Source organism: Bradyrhizobium sp. CCBAU 45384 (assembly GCF_028128665.1).
GTDB lineage: Bacteria > Pseudomonadota > Alphaproteobacteria > Rhizobiales > Xanthobacteraceae > Bradyrhizobium > Bradyrhizobium manausense.
This window is the reverse complement of record NZ_LBIZ01000118.1, coordinates 252,248-268,476: the sequence shown is the minus strand read 5'-3', so window position 1 is coordinate 268,476 and position 16,229 is coordinate 252,248. Positions and strand designations below refer to the sequence as shown.

Here is a 16,229-nt window from a genome sequence, read left to right as displayed (position 1 = left end):
TGCGAGCGCAGCGAAGCAATCCAGAATGTCTCCGCGGCGGCAGTCTGGATTGCTTCGTCGCAAGAGCTCCTCGCAATGACGGGGTGAGAGCTCACTCCCCGATCAGCGCCAGCCACTCATCTTCGCTCAGCACCTTGACACCATGCTTGTTGGCGTCCGCGAGTTTCGAGCCGGCACCGGGGCCGGCGACGACGAGATCCGTCTTCTTCGACACCGAGCCCGAGACCTTGGCACCAAGCCGCTCCGCGGTGGCCTTGGCCTCATCCCGCGTCATCTTCTCCAGCGAGCCCGTGAACACCACCGTCTTGCCGGCGACCGCCGAGTTGCTCTTCGGCTGTTCGGCGTCGACGATCTCGACCTCCTTGGTCAGCCGCTCGACGATGCCGCGGTTGTGGCTCTCGCCGAAATAATCGGCGATGCTCTTGATCACGGTATCGCCGATCTGGTCGAGCGCATCCATCTCCGCCATCGCCTCCTCGTCGCCCTTGGCGACCTTGAGGCAGGCGTCGTGGAAGGCATCCCAGGAGCCGTAGCCACGCGCCAGCGCGAGCGCGGTGGTTTCGCCAACATGGCGCATGCCGAGCGCGTAGATGAAGCGCTCCAACGCAATTCTGCGCCGGCTCTCGATGGCACTGAACAGATTGCGCACCGAGGTCGCGCCGTAGCCCTCGACCTCCTCGAGCTTGAGCCTGGAGTTGCGCTTCTCCAGCGTGAAGATGTCGGCGGGCTCCTTCACCCAGCCTTCATCGAAGAAATACTGGAGCTGCTTCTCGCCGAGGCCGTCGATATCGAAGGCGCGCCGCGACACGAACAGCTTGAGGTGCTCGATCTTCTGATAGGGGCAGGCAAACTCGCCGGTGCAGCGCGCGCGCGAACCCTCTTCGCCGGTCGCGGTCTCCTCGCGCACGACGTCGGTATGCAGCGGGCACGGGCACTTCTTCGGGAAAGCGAATTCCTTCGCACCCTTCGGCCGCTTGTCGAGCACGACGTCGACGACCTGCGGGATCACGTCGCCGGCGCGCTGGATCACGACGGTATCGCCGATCCTGATGTCGCGCCCCTCGCGCAGCACCTCGCCCTTGTTGCCGATGCCCTTGATGTAGTCCTCGTTGTGCAGGGTGACGTTCTGCACGATCACGCCGCCGACACCGACCGGCTCGAGCTTGCCGACCGGCGTGAACGAGCCGGTGCGGCCGACCTGGATCTCGATGTCGCGCAGCACGGTCATGGCTCGCTCCGCCGGGAATTTATGTGCGATCGCCCAGCGCGGCGTGCGCGAGACGAAACCGAGCCGCTCCTGCCAGTCGATGCGATCGACCTTGTAGACGACGCCGTCGATGTCGTAGTCGAGTTCGGCGCGCTGCTCCTCGATGCTCTGGTGGAACGCGATCAGTTCCTCGACCGAGTGACAGAGTTTTGTCAGCGGATTGGTCTTGAAGCCGCAGCGCTCGAACCAGTGGATCATGCCGGTCTGCGTCTGCTCCGGCATCGCGCTCATCTCGCCCCAGGCGTAGGCGAAGAAGCCGAGGGGACGCGAGGCGGTGATACCGGGATCCTTCTGCCGCAAGGAGCCTGCGGCCGAATTGCGCGGGTTGGCGAAGATGGTGTCGCCCGCCGCCTTCTGCCGCTCATTGAGCGCGAGGAAGGCCTTCTTGGTCATGTAGACCTCGCCGCGAACCTCGCAGATATCAGGGATGTTGCGGCCCTTCAGCTTCTGCGGCACGTCCTCGAGCGTGCGGATATTGGCGGTGACGTCCTCGCCGACCGCGCCGTCGCCGCGCGTCGCCGCCGTGACGAGCTCGCCGCCCTCGTAGCGCAGCGACATCGACAGGCCGTCAATCTTGGGCTCGGCCGAAAAATTGATCTTGTCGTCGTCGAGCTTGAGGAAGCGCACGATGCGGCCAACGAAGTCGCGGACGTCCTCCTCGGCAAACGCGTTGTCGAGCGACAGCATCGGAACGGAATGCTGCACCTTCCTGAAGCGCCCTGACGGCGCCGCGCCGACCTTTTGCGACGGTGACTCCGCACTGACGAATTCCGGAAAGCGCTTTTCGATCGCATTGAGGCGCTGACGCAGGGCATCGTACTCGGCGTCGGTAACGGTGGGCGCGTCCTCTTGATAATAGCGCTCGTTGTGCCCCTCGATCTCGAGCGACAGCCGCATATGCTCGACCTTGGCCTGCGCCTTGGTGAGATCGGCGACGTCACGAAGCGGTTTGGATTTTGCTGCTCTGGCCATTATTACTTAAGGTTGTGGCTCGTCGTTCCGGGATGGTCCGAAGGACCAGACCCGGAACCTCGAGATTCCGGGTTCGCACTTCGTGCGCCCCGGAATGACTGTTGGGATGGGCTCGGAAATCATGGCGTACTACGTCTATATCCTAGCAAGCCGGCGGGACGGAGCAATCTATGTCGGCGTTACCAATGACCTTGTACGCCGCGTCTACGAGCATCGAATCAAGGCCGTGCCAGGCTTCACGAAGAAATACAACATCACGCAGCTAGTTTGGTTCGAGACCTATGATGATCCAATCTCCGCAATATCGCGCGAGAAAGAACTCAAGAAGTGGAAGAGAGTTTGGAAAACCCAACTTATCGAGAAGGACAATCCGAACTGGAATGATCTCTACGAATCGATCTGCAAATGAGACGTCATTCCGGGGCGGCTCGAAGAGCCGAACCCGGAATCTCGAGATTCCGGGTTCGATGCTGCGCATCGCCCCGGAATGACGGTGGAGGTCTAAGCCGTCGCCGCCTTGAGCAACCGCTCCGCGGCGGCCCGCGCCTCGGCCGTGATCTCGGCGCCGGCGAGCATGCGGGCGATTTCCTCGCGGCGGTGGTCGGCGGCGAGCGCATTGACGCGGGTAGCGACGCGCTTGCCCTTGTCGAGCGCGTCCTTGGAGATCAGCAGGTGCTGGTCGGCGCGGGCTGCGACCTGCGGGGCGTGGGTCACGGCCATCACCTGAACCTTGCCGGCGAGCCGTGCCAGCCGCGCGCCGATCGCATCCGCGACCGCGCCGCCGACGCCGGTGTCGATCTCGTCGAACACGAGGGTCGGTGCCGAGCCACGGTCGGACAGCACGACCTTGAGCGCCAGCAGAAAGCGCGAGAGCTCACCGCCGGAGGCGACCTTCATCATCGGCCCCGGCTTGGTGCCCGGATTGGTCTGCACCCAGAACTCGACGCGATCGAAGCCTTGCGGCCCCGGCGCGGCCTCGTCCGTCGTGACCTGGGTGATGAATTTGGCGCGCTCGAGCTTGAGCGGCGCGAGCTCGGCGTTGACCGCCTTGTTGAGCTTCTCGGCCGATTTCTGCCTGCTGGCGGAGAGCTTTTTCGCAGCGGCAGCATAGCATGCGTCGGCCTCGATCGCGGCCTGCTCCAGCTTCTTCAGGCGCGAGGCGCCGGCATCGATCAGCACGACATCGGCAGCGTATTTGGCGGCGAGCGCGGCGAGGCCATCGACCGGCGTCGAATATTTGCGCGAGGCTGCGCGCAGAGCGAACAACCGCTCCTCGATGCGTTCGAGCTCGGCCGGGTCGAAATCGGTTGCGGCGAGCGCGGCCAGGAGATGCTGGTCGGCCTCCTCCAGTGCATTGATCGCGATGTCGATCGCCTTCACAGCAGGCTCGACCAGCGCCGGCGAATTGACGCCGCGACGCTCCAGCCGGCGCACCGCAGCCGACAGTGCGGTGACCGGCGAGTTATGGCCCCCGACGACCTCCTGCGCCTCGCGCAGATCGGAGGCGATCTTCTCGCCCTGCATCATGGTGGTGCGGCGATGAGCGAGCGAGGTCTCCTCGCCGTCCTTGGGCGCGAGCTGCTTCAGCTCGTCCGAGGCATGGCGCAGATAGTCGGCTTCGCGCGCGGCGCGCTCCATGCTGGCGCGATGCTCTTCCAGCTCGGTGTTGGCAGTCCGGCGCGCGTCCCAGAGCGCTTCGATGGTAGCTACGTCCCTTTCGAGGCCGGCAAAGGCATCGAGCAGGCTGCGATGGGTAGCCGCATCGACCAGCGCCCGCTCATCATGCTGGCCGTGGATCTCGACCAGGGCGGCGCCGACCGCCTTCAGCGTCTGCACGCTGATCGCCTGGTCGTTGATGAAGGCGCGGGTGCGGCCGTCGGCGAGCTGGACCCGGCGCAAGATCATTTCGCCGGTATCTTCGAGCCCGTTCTCGGCCAGGATCTTCGTTGCGGGATGATGCTTCGGGATATCGAAGACGGCGGTCACCTGCCCCTGCTCCGCACCATGGCGCACAAGACCCGCGTCACCGCGGCCGCCGAGGGCCAACGCGAAGGCATCGAGCAGGATGGATTTGCCCGCCCCGGTCTCGCCGGTCAAAACCGCAAGTCCGGTGTCGAATTCGATATCGAGCCGTTCGATCAGGACGATGTCACGGATCGACAGACGCGCCAGCATGGAACCAGATTTCCTAGCCGAGACTTAAAGGCCAATCTTCTTGAAGGTCTGGCTGATCCAGGACCCCTGATTCTCGCTCGGCTCGAGACCGCCGGATTTTACAAGATTATAGGCGTCCTTGTACCAGCGGCTGTCAGGAAAATTGTGGCCGAGCACGGCCGCTGCCGTCTGGGCCTCGCCGACGATTCCGATCGACATATAGGCCTCGGTGAGGCGGTAGAGCGCCTCCTCGACGTGCCGGGTGGTCTGATATTGCGTCACCACGGCCTTGTAGCGGTTGATCGCGGCCGTGTAGTCGCGCTTCTGCATATAGTAGCGGCCGACCGCCATTTCCTTGCCGGCGAGCTGGTCGCGCGCGCCCTCGATCTTGGCCTTGGCGGAGGTCGCATATTCGGAGTTCGGATATTTGCGCACCACCTCTTCCAGCGAGGCGATCGCCTTCTCGGTGCGGCCCTGGTCGCGGTTGATGTCCGGGATCTGGTCGTAATGCGAGGCGGCGATCAGATATTGCGCGTAGGCGGCGTCCGGGCTGCCGGGATGCAGGGTGATGTAGCGGGTCGCAGCGCCGATGCAGCTGTCATAGTCGCCGCCCTGGTAGGACGCATAGGCCGACATCAGCAGCGATTTGCGCGCCCAGTCGGAATAAGGATGTTGGCGGTCGACCTCCTCGAACTTCTTGTTCGCCGCCTTCATGTCCTTCTTTTCGTTCATGAGGTACAAGCCCTCATTGTAGATCTTGTCGGCTGGCTCTTCGACGAAGGTGTCGTCCTTGTTGAGGAACTTGTCCCAGAGCGCGCCGGTGCCGCAACCGGCCAGCGGCAATGCGAACAGGAAGAGAGCAGCGGCTTGAAGCAGCCCACGGGCTCGCGGTGAGACCAAGAGAAATCCGCGCGTCATACGCTGTGCCGACATGAATTTAAGACCTGACGCCCTTTGGTGCGGTGCCCGCCAGCCCATGATCCCCGTCATGGGCGCGAAATGTGTCGTGGTGCCTGCCATGCGACCACGTCGGTGTGACCGGAAAACGATCGTTAACCCATCGGATAGGCAGGCATTCCGCCCGGATTAAGGCGAAAACGCCGCAATCCTAGTCGATCATGGTTACCAGGAGTTTCCCGGAGAAATCGCCGCTTGGCTGCCTGCCGCAGGCTTGGCTGCCTGCCGCAGGGCTTGTCCGCCTGCGGGAACTGCCCTTCAGGACACGTCCGGCCCGTAGGCCGCGGCGATCCGGCCGCCGACGATACCGCTGCCAACCTCGACCACGGGCCGGCTGGTGCGGCGAGCTGCCTCACCCTCGACCACCCGCCATGCGGTGCGGTCGGCGAGCAGCGCGGTCAGGACGGCGTGGTTCAGCTTGTGGCCGCCACGCACCGAGCGATAGGCGCCGAGCAGCGGCAGGCCAGCCAACGCAAGATCGCCGATCGCATCCAGCACCTTGTGGCGGGCGCATTCGTCGGCGTAGCGCAGGCCCTCGGTGTTGAGCAGCCGCTCCTCGTCAAACACGACGGTATTCTCGAAGGAGGCACCGAGCGCGTAGCCAGCGCCCCAGAGCTTGGCAACATCGCCCATCAGACCGAAAGTCCGGGCGCGGCCGACTTCGCGGCGAAAGCGCTCAGGGCTCAGGTCGAAGCCATAGCTCTGCTGGCCGATGACGGGATTGGTGAAGTCGATTTCGACCTCGGCACGGAAGCCGTTGGCGTAGGGCCGGAGCTCACCGAAGGAGTCGCCCATCTTGACCGAGACAGGCTTCAAAACCTGGATGAAGCGGCGCTGGGCCGGCTGGGTCACGATGCCAGCCTGATCAATTGCTGCGATGAAGGCCGCAGCGCTGCCGTCCATGATCGGCACTTCGGGACCATCGACTTCGATGATGGCGTTGTCGACACCCATACCCCGCAGCGCAGCAAGCACATGCTCGGCCGTGGAGATCAGCGGACCAGTGCGATCACCGAGCACCGTCGCGAAATCGGTTGCCACCACCTGATCGGCAGTCGCCTGAATCTCGCGGTCACTTCCCTCAAGGCCGGTACGGACAAAAATAAGACCTGCGTCCACAGGTGCAGGTCCAAGCGTGAGGGTAACCGGAAGACCGGAATGAACGCCGACGCCGGCCACGGTGGCTTGCGCACGAAGCGTTGTTTGCCGGCTAAACTTCATCAGGAACCGCCCCACTACGACCCATTGCGACTTATACGAGATCTGATTGATCGACCGAGATCGACCGTTCGAATCTCCGTATCCCCAAGTCACGCCAAACCATAGTCACTGCCCTAAACAGCGCCAACTCACGCTTTTTTACCGATTGTTACCCCAAACCCGCCGTATTCGCGCCAAGGCTTAACCAAATTGCACCTCGGTTTGGGGGCGTTACGAGCAGCTTTACTGAAACACCCAACAGGTAATTAATGATTTAAAATCAGTTGCTTGAAGATGAAATCCGGACCTGCATTGGGAAAAAGGAAAGGCCCCGGCAACCTTCCCGCCGGGGCCTTTTTGCGTCTGCCTTATTGTAACAATTCTCAGGTTGCCTGCCGCCGCAGGAAGGCCGGGATATCAAGATGGTCGTCTCCCTGTGGCGCCGGCGCAACAGGTGCCGGGCGGCCATGGGCGTCGAGACCCTGCGGCGCGGGCCGGCGGGCGTACTCCGAGACCGGCTCGTTGGCGGCGATTTGCTGCGCCACCGACCGCTGCGGCTTGCGCTCGGGCAGCGCCGGCATCGCGGGACCAGCAGTGCGGGCGGCGATCGGGGCCTCGGTCTCCTCGTCGCGACGGCCGAGGCCGACATTGGCGAGTCGCTGGAGCAGCGACAGGCGGGTCTTCTGGGGCGTCTCTTCTTCCACCTCGCCACGGGCCTGACGCAGCTCGGCCTGGGCCGGCATCGGCAGCTCGTCGAGGCGCGGCATCCGGGGCGCGCGAGGCGGCGCACGCTCGGCCTGCGGCGGGATGAAGGTTTCCGGCGTCATCGGCTCCTGGATGGCAAGCGGGGCCTGCTCGGGTTCCGGAAACAGCGTGGGCTTCTGCGCGATCGGACGCACGGTGACGTCGCCATAGGTCTGCGGCGCGGGCGGGACTTCGGAAACGGCCGCTGCGATGGCGGCGAGCGCCGCACGCTCGACATTGGGACGGGCGGCGGCGGGCGCGGCCGCAACCGGGGCGGCGGCCGGGATCTGCGCTTCCATCTTCTGGGCACGCTCGGCCAGGCGCTGATTGTCGGCGCGAAGGCGCGCGGTGAGATCGGCAAGACGGCTCTCGGCAACAGCAGCGGGAGCCGCGGGGGCCTGCTGCAGCTGCTGCGGCGCGGCGTTCGCGACCGGAGCGGAGGTCGCCTGGCTGTTGCGGGCGATCGCGGCCTGCTCGATGCCGGTGGCAACGACCGAGACGCGGATCAGGCCGTCGAGCGCTTCGTCGAAGGTGGCGCCCACGATGATGTTGGCGTCCTGGTCGACTTCCTCGCGGATGCGGGTCGCGGCTTCGTCGACCTCGAACAGGGTGAGGTCCTTGCCGCCGGTGATCGAGATCAGCAGGCCCTTGGCACCCTTCATCGAGGAATCGTCGATCAGCGGGTTGGCGATCGCAGCTTCCGCGGCGGTCAGCGCGCGCTTGTCGCCGGAGGCCTCGCCCGTGCCCATCATCGCCTTGCCCATTTCCCTCATCACCGCTCTCACGTCGGCGAAGTCGAGGTTGATCAGGCCTTCCTTGACCATCAGGTCGGTGATGCAGGCGACGCCCGAGTAGAGCACCTGGTCCGCCATCGCGAAGGCGTCGGCGAAGGTGGTCTTCTCGTTGGCAACCCGGAACAGGTTCTGGTTCGGGATGATCAGCAGCGTGTCGACCACCTTGTGCAGCTCGGCAATGCCGGCCTCGGCGGTGCGCATGCGGCGGCCGCCCTCGAAGTGGAACGGCTTGGTGACGACGCCGACGGTGAGGATGCCCATGTCGCGGGCGGTCTTGGCAATGACGGGGGCAGCGCCGGTGCCGGTGCCGCCGCCCATGCCGGCGGTGACGAACACCATGTTGGCGCCCGACAGATGATCACGCAGCTCGTCGATCACTTCTTCAGCAGCCGCAGCGCCGACGTTCGGCTGCGAACCCGCGCCCAGCCCTTGCGTTACCGCCGTGCCCATCTGCACGATGCGCTGCGCCTTCGACATCGTCAGCGCCTGCGCGTCGGTGTTGGCGACCACGAAATCGACGCCCTGAAGGCCCGCCGTGATCATGTTGTTGACGGCGTTGCCGCCGGCGCCGCCGACGCCGAACACGGTGATGCGGGGCTTCAACTCGTGAATATCAGGAACGTTGATGCTGATGGTCATGTTTGCCTCTCGATCACGCGCGCGTGGGTTCGCCCCGGCCTGCGGCCGCGGGAGTTGGTGAAATCAGACATTTGCGGAAAGCGGTCATCAAAAGCCCTCGCGTAGCCATCGTCCGACCTTTCCGAAATAGCCGCCGGTCCCTGTCTTGACCTGCTGCCGCGTATGCCGCGGTTCGACATGTTCGAGGTGAACATATTGCGGGTAGACGAGAAGTCCGGCCGGCACCGCGAACGCGGCGTTCTTCGCCTCGTTGGGCAGCCGGCCAAAACCGAGCGGACGTCCGACCCGCACGGGCCGGCCGAGAATTTGCGTTCCAAGCTCGACGAGGCCGGTCAGCTGCGAGGCGCCGCCCGAGAGCACGACACGGCCCTTGGGCTCTGCCGCGAAGGGCGAATCCTTCAGCTTGTCCCGAACCATTTCGAAGACTTCCTCGGCACGATGCTTGACGATGTTGGCGATAGTGGCGCGCGAAACGATCTGCGGCAGATCCTGGTCCTCACCGGCCGTCGGTACAGACATCAGCTCACGCGAGTCCGATCCGCCGGTGATGACGGTGCCGTATAACGTCTTGATTCGCTCGGCATCGGCAATGGTCGCCGAGAGTCCGCGCGCAAGATCCATCGTGATGTGTTGCCCGCCGACCGCAAATCCGGCCGCGTGCACGAAGCGGCCGCCGGAATAGACCGCGATCGTGGTGGTGCCCGCGCCCATCTCGATCACGGCGGCGCCGAGATCGGCCTCGTCGTCGGTCAGCACCGACAGGCCGGCCACATAGGGGCTCGCTGCCATGGCTTCGACATTGATGTGGCAGCGTTCCACCGCCAGCATCAGATTCCGCGCCACGGTGGCATCGCAGGTGACGACATTCATGTCGACGCCGAATTGATGCGCGACCATGCCGCGGGGATCGCGGATGCCCTTGACACCGTCGAGCGTGTAGCCGACCGGCAGCGCATGCAGCACGGTGCGGCCCTCGCCGGTGGCGTGGCGCATGCCGGTGGAGGTGACGCGGCTGACATCGGCCGGCGTCACCGCGCCGCCGCGGATATCGGCTGCAGCTTCGACGAGCTGGCCGGAAAGCCTGCCGCCGGAGACGGACAGCAGCACGGACTCGACCCGCACCTTGGCCATTTTCTCGGCAAGCCCGACGGCCTGGCGCACCGACTGTTCGCATTCGGCCAGATCGATCACCGCGCCGGCCTTCATGCCGCGCGACTGGATCTGGCTGTAGCCGATCAGTTCCACCGCATGGGTGCGGCCTTGCAGGGCTTCGCTCGGCGCCGACGGTTTCAGCCGCGCGATCATGCAGGCGATCTTGCTGGTGCCGATGTCGAGGCAGGCAACGAGGCCCCCGCGCTTGTGCGGCATCGGGCGCGTCTTCGGCGTCTGGGTGCGATCAAGACCGGTCATGCGGCGTCCCCGGCCTTCTTTTTCTTCTTGTCCTTGAACAAATCCTCGCGCGCCTTGGCGGCGTCGTCGGACAGCTGCACCACCAGACGGTCAGGCAGGCGCATGTCGATCGCGACGATGTCCTTCGAGAACAGGCGCTCGTCCTTGTCGAGCTTGGAGAGCGCGGCAAGTGCGTTGCCGACGTCCTGCTCCGGCAGGCGGACGTCGAGGCCGTCCTTCAGCCTCAGGTTCCAGCGCCGCTCACCGACATAGATCGCGGCCTTGGTCACCGAATTCACCTGCGGGTAGCGCGCCAGCAGCGCCAGGAAGTCGCGTGCCTGGGTGTCGGCGCCCTTGCCGACCACGAGCGGCAACGACAGGAACCGGCGCGAGACATAGGGCTCGAGCAGCGCGCCGTCGTCGGCGATGACGGAGAGCCGGCCGGCCTCTTGCCACAGCGCGAACGCCTTGCGCTCGGTGATCTCGATCATCAGCTGGCCCGGATAGAGCTTCAGCACGGTCGCATCCGCGATCCAGGGATTGGCCTTGAGCTTGTCGCGGACGTCGTCGGCATCGAGGAACAGCAGCGAGGAACGGCCGCTGACGCCGCCGATCGCGAGGATCTCGTCCTGGCTCAGCTGCTTGCGGCCGTTGATCACGACCGAGGTGATGCGGAAGCCGGCCGAATTGGCCATGGCGTTGCGCGCATCGCTGACCGCGGTGACGAAATCCTGGAGATGGCCGCCCTTGACGATGCCGAGGCCGCAGCTGCCGATCAGCAGCAGCACGGTCATGGTGATCCCGACCCGGCGCGGCAGATAGCGCTCGACCAGCGCCACCAGGCGCGGCGGCGGCTCACGCTCGACGACGACCCTGGGCTTGGTTTTCTTCTTGAGGGCGATGCGCTTCTCGGCGCGTTTATCTTCCACCCACTCGCGCAAAAGCACGACCGCTCCGATAGCGGCCGCCTTCAGGTCAGCTTGGGGCCTCAGCGATCTCATAAACGATCGGGTGAGGCTTCCTGCTCCATCCATTGCACGAGCTCGTCAACAGTTTGCCCACGACATTGCGCGGGTCCTGGCGAACATGACGTCTCGGACGTGCCGGGCCGGGTGATGGTCTTCGGCAGAAGAAGCCGCTCCCCTTCCAGCGTTCACCGATCGGGAACAATCCGAAACGGCTCACGCGCCGGCAGCCAAAACGCCATATGCGCCGCCAGCGTTAACCTTCGGACGTCCTGGTAAACAAAAGGTAAAATTCGTTAACGCGGGATGCTTTTTGCCCAGGCAAGTGAGGCAGTTGCGCCACGATGTCCGGCATTTTACCGGCTTTGGGCACCAAACTGGGCGTTTTTGCCGGTCCGGCCGTTAACCAATCCTAATTATTTCCGCACCCGCCGCTCGGCGAGCTCGATCAGGCCGCGAAGGAAGTCGACGAAGGCGATGCCCTCGGCTTTCAGCGCCTTGGGATAGAGCGAGGACTTGGTCAGCCCGGGCAGCGTGTTGGTTTCGAGATAGACCAGCCCCTTCTCCGAGACGATGAAGTCGGAGCGGGAATAGCCGGTGCAGGACATCGCCCGATGCGCCAGCATCGCCTGCTCTTTGAGCGCGGCGGTGATTTCGGGCGTGAAGCGGCCCGGGCAGATCTCCTGGGTCGTCGACAGCAGATATTTTGCGGCGTAGTCGAAACTGCCCTCGCCCGGAATGATCTCGATCGGCGGCAGCGAGATGATCGATCCATCCAGCCGCTCCAGCACGCCGCAGGTCGCCTCGATGCCCGCGATGTAGGGCTCGATCACATATTCTTCGTGCTTGGCGGCGTTGCGGACGGCGACGAGATCCTGCTTGGCGTTGACGAAGATCAGGCCATAGCTCGAGCCGTCGCGCGCCGGCTTTGCGATCAGCTTGCCGTATTCGGCGAAGGCGTCGTCGATGTTCTCGAGCGCGATGCCCACAGGCGGCGTCACGCCGCCGATCGCGGCAAAGCGCTTGGCCGCGATCTTGTCGAAGGCAAGATGCGAGGAGGCGGAGCCGGAGCCGGTGAAGGGCACGCCGCGCGTCTCGCACATCACCTGCAATTCGCCGTTCTCGGCGCTTCCGCCGTGCAGGCTCAGCACGAGAACACGGTCTTCCACCCTGGCCTGGTCGAGCGCCTGCGGAAGCGGAATGCCACGCGTGCCGGGCTTGAACTCGTCCTCGAACGGACGGGCATGCTCGAGCAGCTGCTTCGATTGCACGACATGCACCTTGTCCTCGACGTCCCAGAACCAGAGATCGGCCTCGGGCAATGCCTGATGCAGCGCCTGGGCTGATGCCACGGAAACCAGACGTTCGCGGTTGGAGCCGCCGAAGAGGATAGTGATACGCATGTTTCCTCGCATTTCGTCATTCCGGGATGGTGCGCAAGCACCAGACCCGGAATCTCGAGATTCCGGGTTCGCGCTCCGCGCGCCCCGGAATGACCGTTAAATAGGGATTCCAATCCGCTTGATTTCCCACTGCAGCTCAATTCCGGAACTTGCCTTTACCCGTTCGCGCACGGTCTCTCCGAGCGTCTCGATGTCGTGCGCGGTGGCATCGCCGGTGTTGATCAGAAAATTGCAGTGCATCTCGGAGACCTGGGCACCGCCGACCCGCAGGCCGCGACAGCCGGCCGCATCCACAAGCTTCCAGGCTGAGTGGCCGGGTGGATTCTTGAAGGTCGAGCCGCCGGTCTTTTCGCGGATCGGCTGCGCGCTCTCGCGGTGGCTCTGCACCTGCGCCATCCGCGCGCGGATCGCCTCTGCATCCCTGATCTCGCCGCGGAAACGCGCGGAGGTGAAGATGATGGAAGGATCGACGCCGCTATTGCGGTAGACGAATTTCATGTCGGCGTTGGGGAAGATGTACCTGGTGCCGTCGCGCCCGACGCCGCGTGCCTCGATCAGCACGTCCTTGGTCTCGCCGCCATTTGCGCCGGCATTCATCCGCAGCGCGCCGCCGATCGTGCCGGGAATGCCGAAGAAGAATTCGAGCCCACCGATATTGGCGCCGGCCGCGACCTCCGCGACGCGCTTGTCGAGCGCGGCCGCACCGGCGGTGACGGTATCGCCGCTCGCGGTGGCCTCACCAAAGGCGCGCGGCGCAAGACGGATCACCACACCGGCAATGCCGCCATCGCGCACGATCAGGTTGGATCCGACGCCCACCACATAAACGGGAATGTCATGCGTGAGATGCGCGAGGAAATAGGCAAGGTCATCCTCATCCGCCGGCGTGAACAGCACCTGCGCCGGACCGCCGACGCGAAACCAGGTGAGCTCGGCCAGCGATTGGTTCGCCAGCAACCGGCCGCGCAGATCCGGCATCGCGGCTTTGAGTGAGGGGGTGATGTCGGGGAAGGTCACGGCCTTACCCCAACGCCTTCAATTGATCCGGCAACGCATAGGCCCATTGCGTGATGTTGCCGGCGCCGAGACAGACGACGAGATCACCCGACTTTGCCAGCCCCTTGACGATTTCAGGAAGCTCCGTCGCCGCCGGCAGCGGGATCACCTCGCGATGGCCGTGGCCACGCAGACCTGCGACGAAATGATCGCGGTCGATGCCGTCGATCGGCGTCTCGCCCGCGGCATAGACATCGGCGACGACAACGGAGTCGGCATCGTTGAAGCAGGTGCAGAATTCCTCGAACAGCGATTGCAGGCGGGTGTAGCGATGCGGCTGCACCACGGCGATGATCTTGCCGTTAGTGGATTCCCGCGCTGCCTTGAGCACGGCTGCGATCTCGACGGGATGATGGCCGTAATCGTCGATCACGGTGACGCCGTTCCACTCGCCGGTCTTGGTGAAGCGGCGCTTGACGCCGCCGAAGCCGGCGATCGCCTTGCGGATCGCATCGTCGGAGACGCCGAGCTCGCGCGCCACCGCGATCGCGGCGGTCGCGTTGGAGGCGTTGTGGCGGCCCGGCATCGGCAGCATCAAATCAGGAATCTCGTGCACGGCGCCGGTCTTGCGATCGCGGAAGGCGACCTTGAATTTCGAGCCGCCACCCATCGGCGTCAGGTCGAGCAGCCGCACGTCGGCCTGTGGGTTATGGCCGTAGGTGATGATGCGGCGATCCTCGATCTTGCCGACGAGGGTCTGCACCACGGGATGATCGATGCACATCACGGCAAAGCCGTAGAACGGCAGGTTCTCGACGAAATGGCGGAACGCGTCCTGCACCGCGTCGAATGTCTTGAAGTGGTCGAGATGTTCGGGGTCGACATTGGTGACGATTGCGACATCTGTCGGCAGCTTCAGGAACGTGCCGTCGCTTTCGTCGGCCTCAACCACCATCCAATCACCGGCGCCGAGACGTGCGTTGGAGCCGTAGGCGTTGATGATGCCGCCGTTGATTACGGTGGGATCGAGCCCGCCGGCGTCGAGCAAGGTCGCGACCATCGTGGTGGTCGTGGTCTTGCCATGCGTGCCGGCAATCGCGACGCAGCTCTTCAGCCGCATCAATTCGGCCAGCATCTCGGCGCGGCGCACCACGGGAATGCGCCGCTCGCGCGCCGCCATCAATTCCGGATTGTCGCGCTTGATCGCGGTAGAGACCACCACGACCTCGGCGCCGTCGACATTCTCGGCCTTGTGGCCGACGCAGACCTTCGCGCCCTTCTTGCGCAGGCGGTCGAGATTGTAATTGTCGGAGGCGTCCGAGCCCTGCACGGCATAGCCGAGATTGACCAGCACCTCGGCGATGCCGCTCATGCCGATTCCGCCGATCCCGACGAAGTGGATGGGTCCGATCTCGCGCGGCAGTCTCATGTGGTTTCCTTGGGGTCATCGTCCGCGAAGGCGGACGATCCAGTATTCCGCGACGCCTGAGATTCAAATCAGCTGCGTCGTGTACTGGATGCCCCGCTTTCGCGGGGCATGACAAGGGGCTTTTTTGGCCATTCCGGGGCGGAACAGGCGTCAGAGTCCCGCAACCTTGACCACCAGATCGGCCAGCCGCTCGGCGGCATCGAGCCGGCCTGCCCCTTTGGCTGCGGCCGCCATGGCGGCGAGGCGCGCCGGCTCGGCGGCAAAGGCGGAGATCTCCGAGGCGAGCCGATCGGAGGTGAACTCGGTCTGCGGGATGCGGATCGCGCCGTCAACCCTGGCCAGCACGCCGGCATTGGCGAACTGGTCCTGGTCGATCGAGCCCGGCAGCGGCACCAGGATCGAGGGCCGCCCGATCGCGGCGAGCTCGGCCACCGTGCCGGCGCCGGAACGCGACACGATCAAATGATTGGAGGCGAGCCGCGCCGGCAGATCCGTGAAGAACGGCGCGAGCTCTACCTTGATCTTGAGCTTGTCGTAGACCGCGCGCACGCGGGTCATGTCTTCGTCGCGCACCTGCTGGGTCAGCACGAGACGGCCCCACAAAGCAGGCTCGAGCCGCTCGATCGCGCCGGGCACGATGTCGGCCATGATGCGCGCCCCCTGGCTGCCGCCGACGACGAGCAGGCGCAATGGTCCGTTCCCTTCAGGTGCGGCATAGGGCACCGCCGCCGCGGCGAGCACCGCGGGCCGCATCGGCGTGCCAACCGTGGTGGTCTTAGCCGCAAGCGCCGGATCTCGGTCGAGCACGCCCGGAAGCGACGTCGCGATGGCCTTCACGCGGCTCGACAGGAAACGGTTGGCGCGGCCGAGCACCGCATTGGCGTCGTGGATGATGCCGGGCACGCCGGCGAATTTTGCCGCAACCAGTGGCGGCAATGTCGGATAGCCGCCGAAGCCGACGACGGCAGCGGGCTTCAATCGCTTGATCAGGCTGTAAGCGGACAGCGTACCGGTGGCGAGCGTGAGGCCGGCATAAGCGAGCTGGATCGGATTGCGGCCGCGCGCGGTCTCGCTCGCGACGACGTCGATCATGTCCTTGCTGAACAGCCCGCTGTAGCGCAGCGCGCGGTCATCGGTGACGAGACGCACGCGAAAGCCGCGCCGGATCAACTCGACGCCGAGCGCCTCGGCCGGAAACAGGTGGCCGCCGGTGCCGCCCGCGGCGAGAAGAATCAGGGGAGATTGATCCATAATTCACGTTTTACAGTGTCTCCCCCGTCATTGCGAGCGCAGCGAAGCAATCCAGAATCCCTCCGCGGG

At 64.8% G+C, this 16,229-nt stretch carries 12 protein-coding genes; 1 reads left to right on the top strand and 11 read right to left on the bottom strand.

The annotated features are described in order from the left end of the window. Window positions 1-91: 91 nt before the first annotated feature. Complete coding sequence (gene ligA / locus XH80_RS35040; RefSeq protein ID WP_271602546.1) at window positions 92-2,239, bottom strand: NAD-dependent DNA ligase LigA; 2,148 nt, start codon at window positions 2,237-2,239, stop codon at window positions 92-94. A 121-nt stretch (window positions 2,240-2,360) separates the two neighbouring features. Here ligA and XH80_RS35035 point away from each other — a divergent pair, with 121 nt between their 5' ends. Beyond that, window positions 2,361-2,648 carry a GIY-YIG nuclease family protein gene (locus XH80_RS35035; RefSeq protein WP_057754455.1) on the top strand — a complete coding sequence of 96 codons (288 nt, stop codon included), beginning with the start codon at window positions 2,361-2,363 and terminating at the stop codon, window positions 2,646-2,648. Window positions 2,649-2,740: 92 nt separating this feature from the next. Here the strand turns inward: XH80_RS35035 and recN are convergent, their stop codons facing one another. The 10 genes from recN to murG form a co-directional block, all read right to left on the bottom strand. Continuing rightward, window positions 2,741-4,414, bottom strand: coding sequence for a DNA repair protein RecN (recN, locus tag XH80_RS35030; RefSeq protein WP_271602545.1), 1,674 nt, complete (start codon window positions 4,412-4,414; stop codon window positions 2,741-2,743). Window positions 4,415-4,438: 24 nt separating this feature from the next. Then, complete coding sequence (locus XH80_RS35025) at window positions 4,439-5,326, bottom strand: outer membrane protein assembly factor BamD (protein ID WP_057754431.1); 888 nt, start codon at window positions 5,324-5,326, stop codon at window positions 4,439-4,441. 282 nt (window positions 5,327-5,608) lie between these two features. Beyond that, on the bottom strand, window positions 5,609-6,571 hold the full coding sequence (gene lpxC, locus XH80_RS35020; protein ID WP_271602544.1) for a UDP-3-O-acyl-N-acetylglucosamine deacetylase: 963 nt from the start codon (window positions 6,569-6,571) through the stop codon (window positions 5,609-5,611). A gap of 362 nt (window positions 6,572-6,933) precedes the next feature. Further along, window positions 6,934-8,727: a cell division protein FtsZ gene (gene ftsZ / locus XH80_RS35015; protein WP_271602543.1), complete on the bottom strand. Its 1,794-nt coding sequence runs from the start codon at window positions 8,725-8,727 to the stop codon at window positions 6,934-6,936. Between the two features lie 87 nt (window positions 8,728-8,814). After that, complete coding sequence (gene ftsA, locus XH80_RS35010; RefSeq protein ID WP_271602542.1) at window positions 8,815-10,137, bottom strand: cell division protein FtsA; 1,323 nt, start codon at window positions 10,135-10,137, stop codon at window positions 8,815-8,817. After that, window positions 10,134-11,150 (bottom strand): cell division protein FtsQ/DivIB, encoded by a 1,017-nt coding sequence (locus XH80_RS35005; protein ID WP_271602541.1) that lies wholly within the window; start codon window positions 11,148-11,150, stop codon window positions 10,134-10,136. The genes ftsA and XH80_RS35005 overlap by 4 nt, the downstream gene beginning before the upstream one ends. 347 nt (window positions 11,151-11,497) lie before the next feature. Continuing rightward, window positions 11,498-12,484, bottom strand: coding sequence for a D-alanine--D-alanine ligase family protein (locus XH80_RS35000; protein ID WP_057754421.1), 987 nt, complete (start codon window positions 12,482-12,484; stop codon window positions 11,498-11,500). 96 nt (window positions 12,485-12,580) lie between these two features. Continuing rightward, window positions 12,581-13,501: a UDP-N-acetylmuramate dehydrogenase gene (gene murB, locus XH80_RS34995; protein ID WP_271602540.1), complete on the bottom strand. Its 921-nt coding sequence runs from the start codon at window positions 13,499-13,501 to the stop codon at window positions 12,581-12,583. A 4-nt stretch (window positions 13,502-13,505) separates the two neighbouring features. Continuing rightward, a complete protein-coding gene (murC, locus tag XH80_RS34990) occupies window positions 13,506-14,909 on the bottom strand; it encodes a UDP-N-acetylmuramate--L-alanine ligase (protein WP_271602539.1) in 1,404 nt (467 codons plus the stop codon). Window positions 14,910-15,059: 150 nt separating this feature from the next. After that, on the bottom strand, window positions 15,060-16,160 hold the full coding sequence (gene murG, locus XH80_RS34985; RefSeq protein WP_442869196.1) for an undecaprenyldiphospho-muramoylpentapeptide beta-N-acetylglucosaminyltransferase: 1,101 nt from the start codon (window positions 16,158-16,160) through the stop codon (window positions 15,060-15,062). Between the last annotated feature and the right edge of the window lie 69 nt (window positions 16,161-16,229).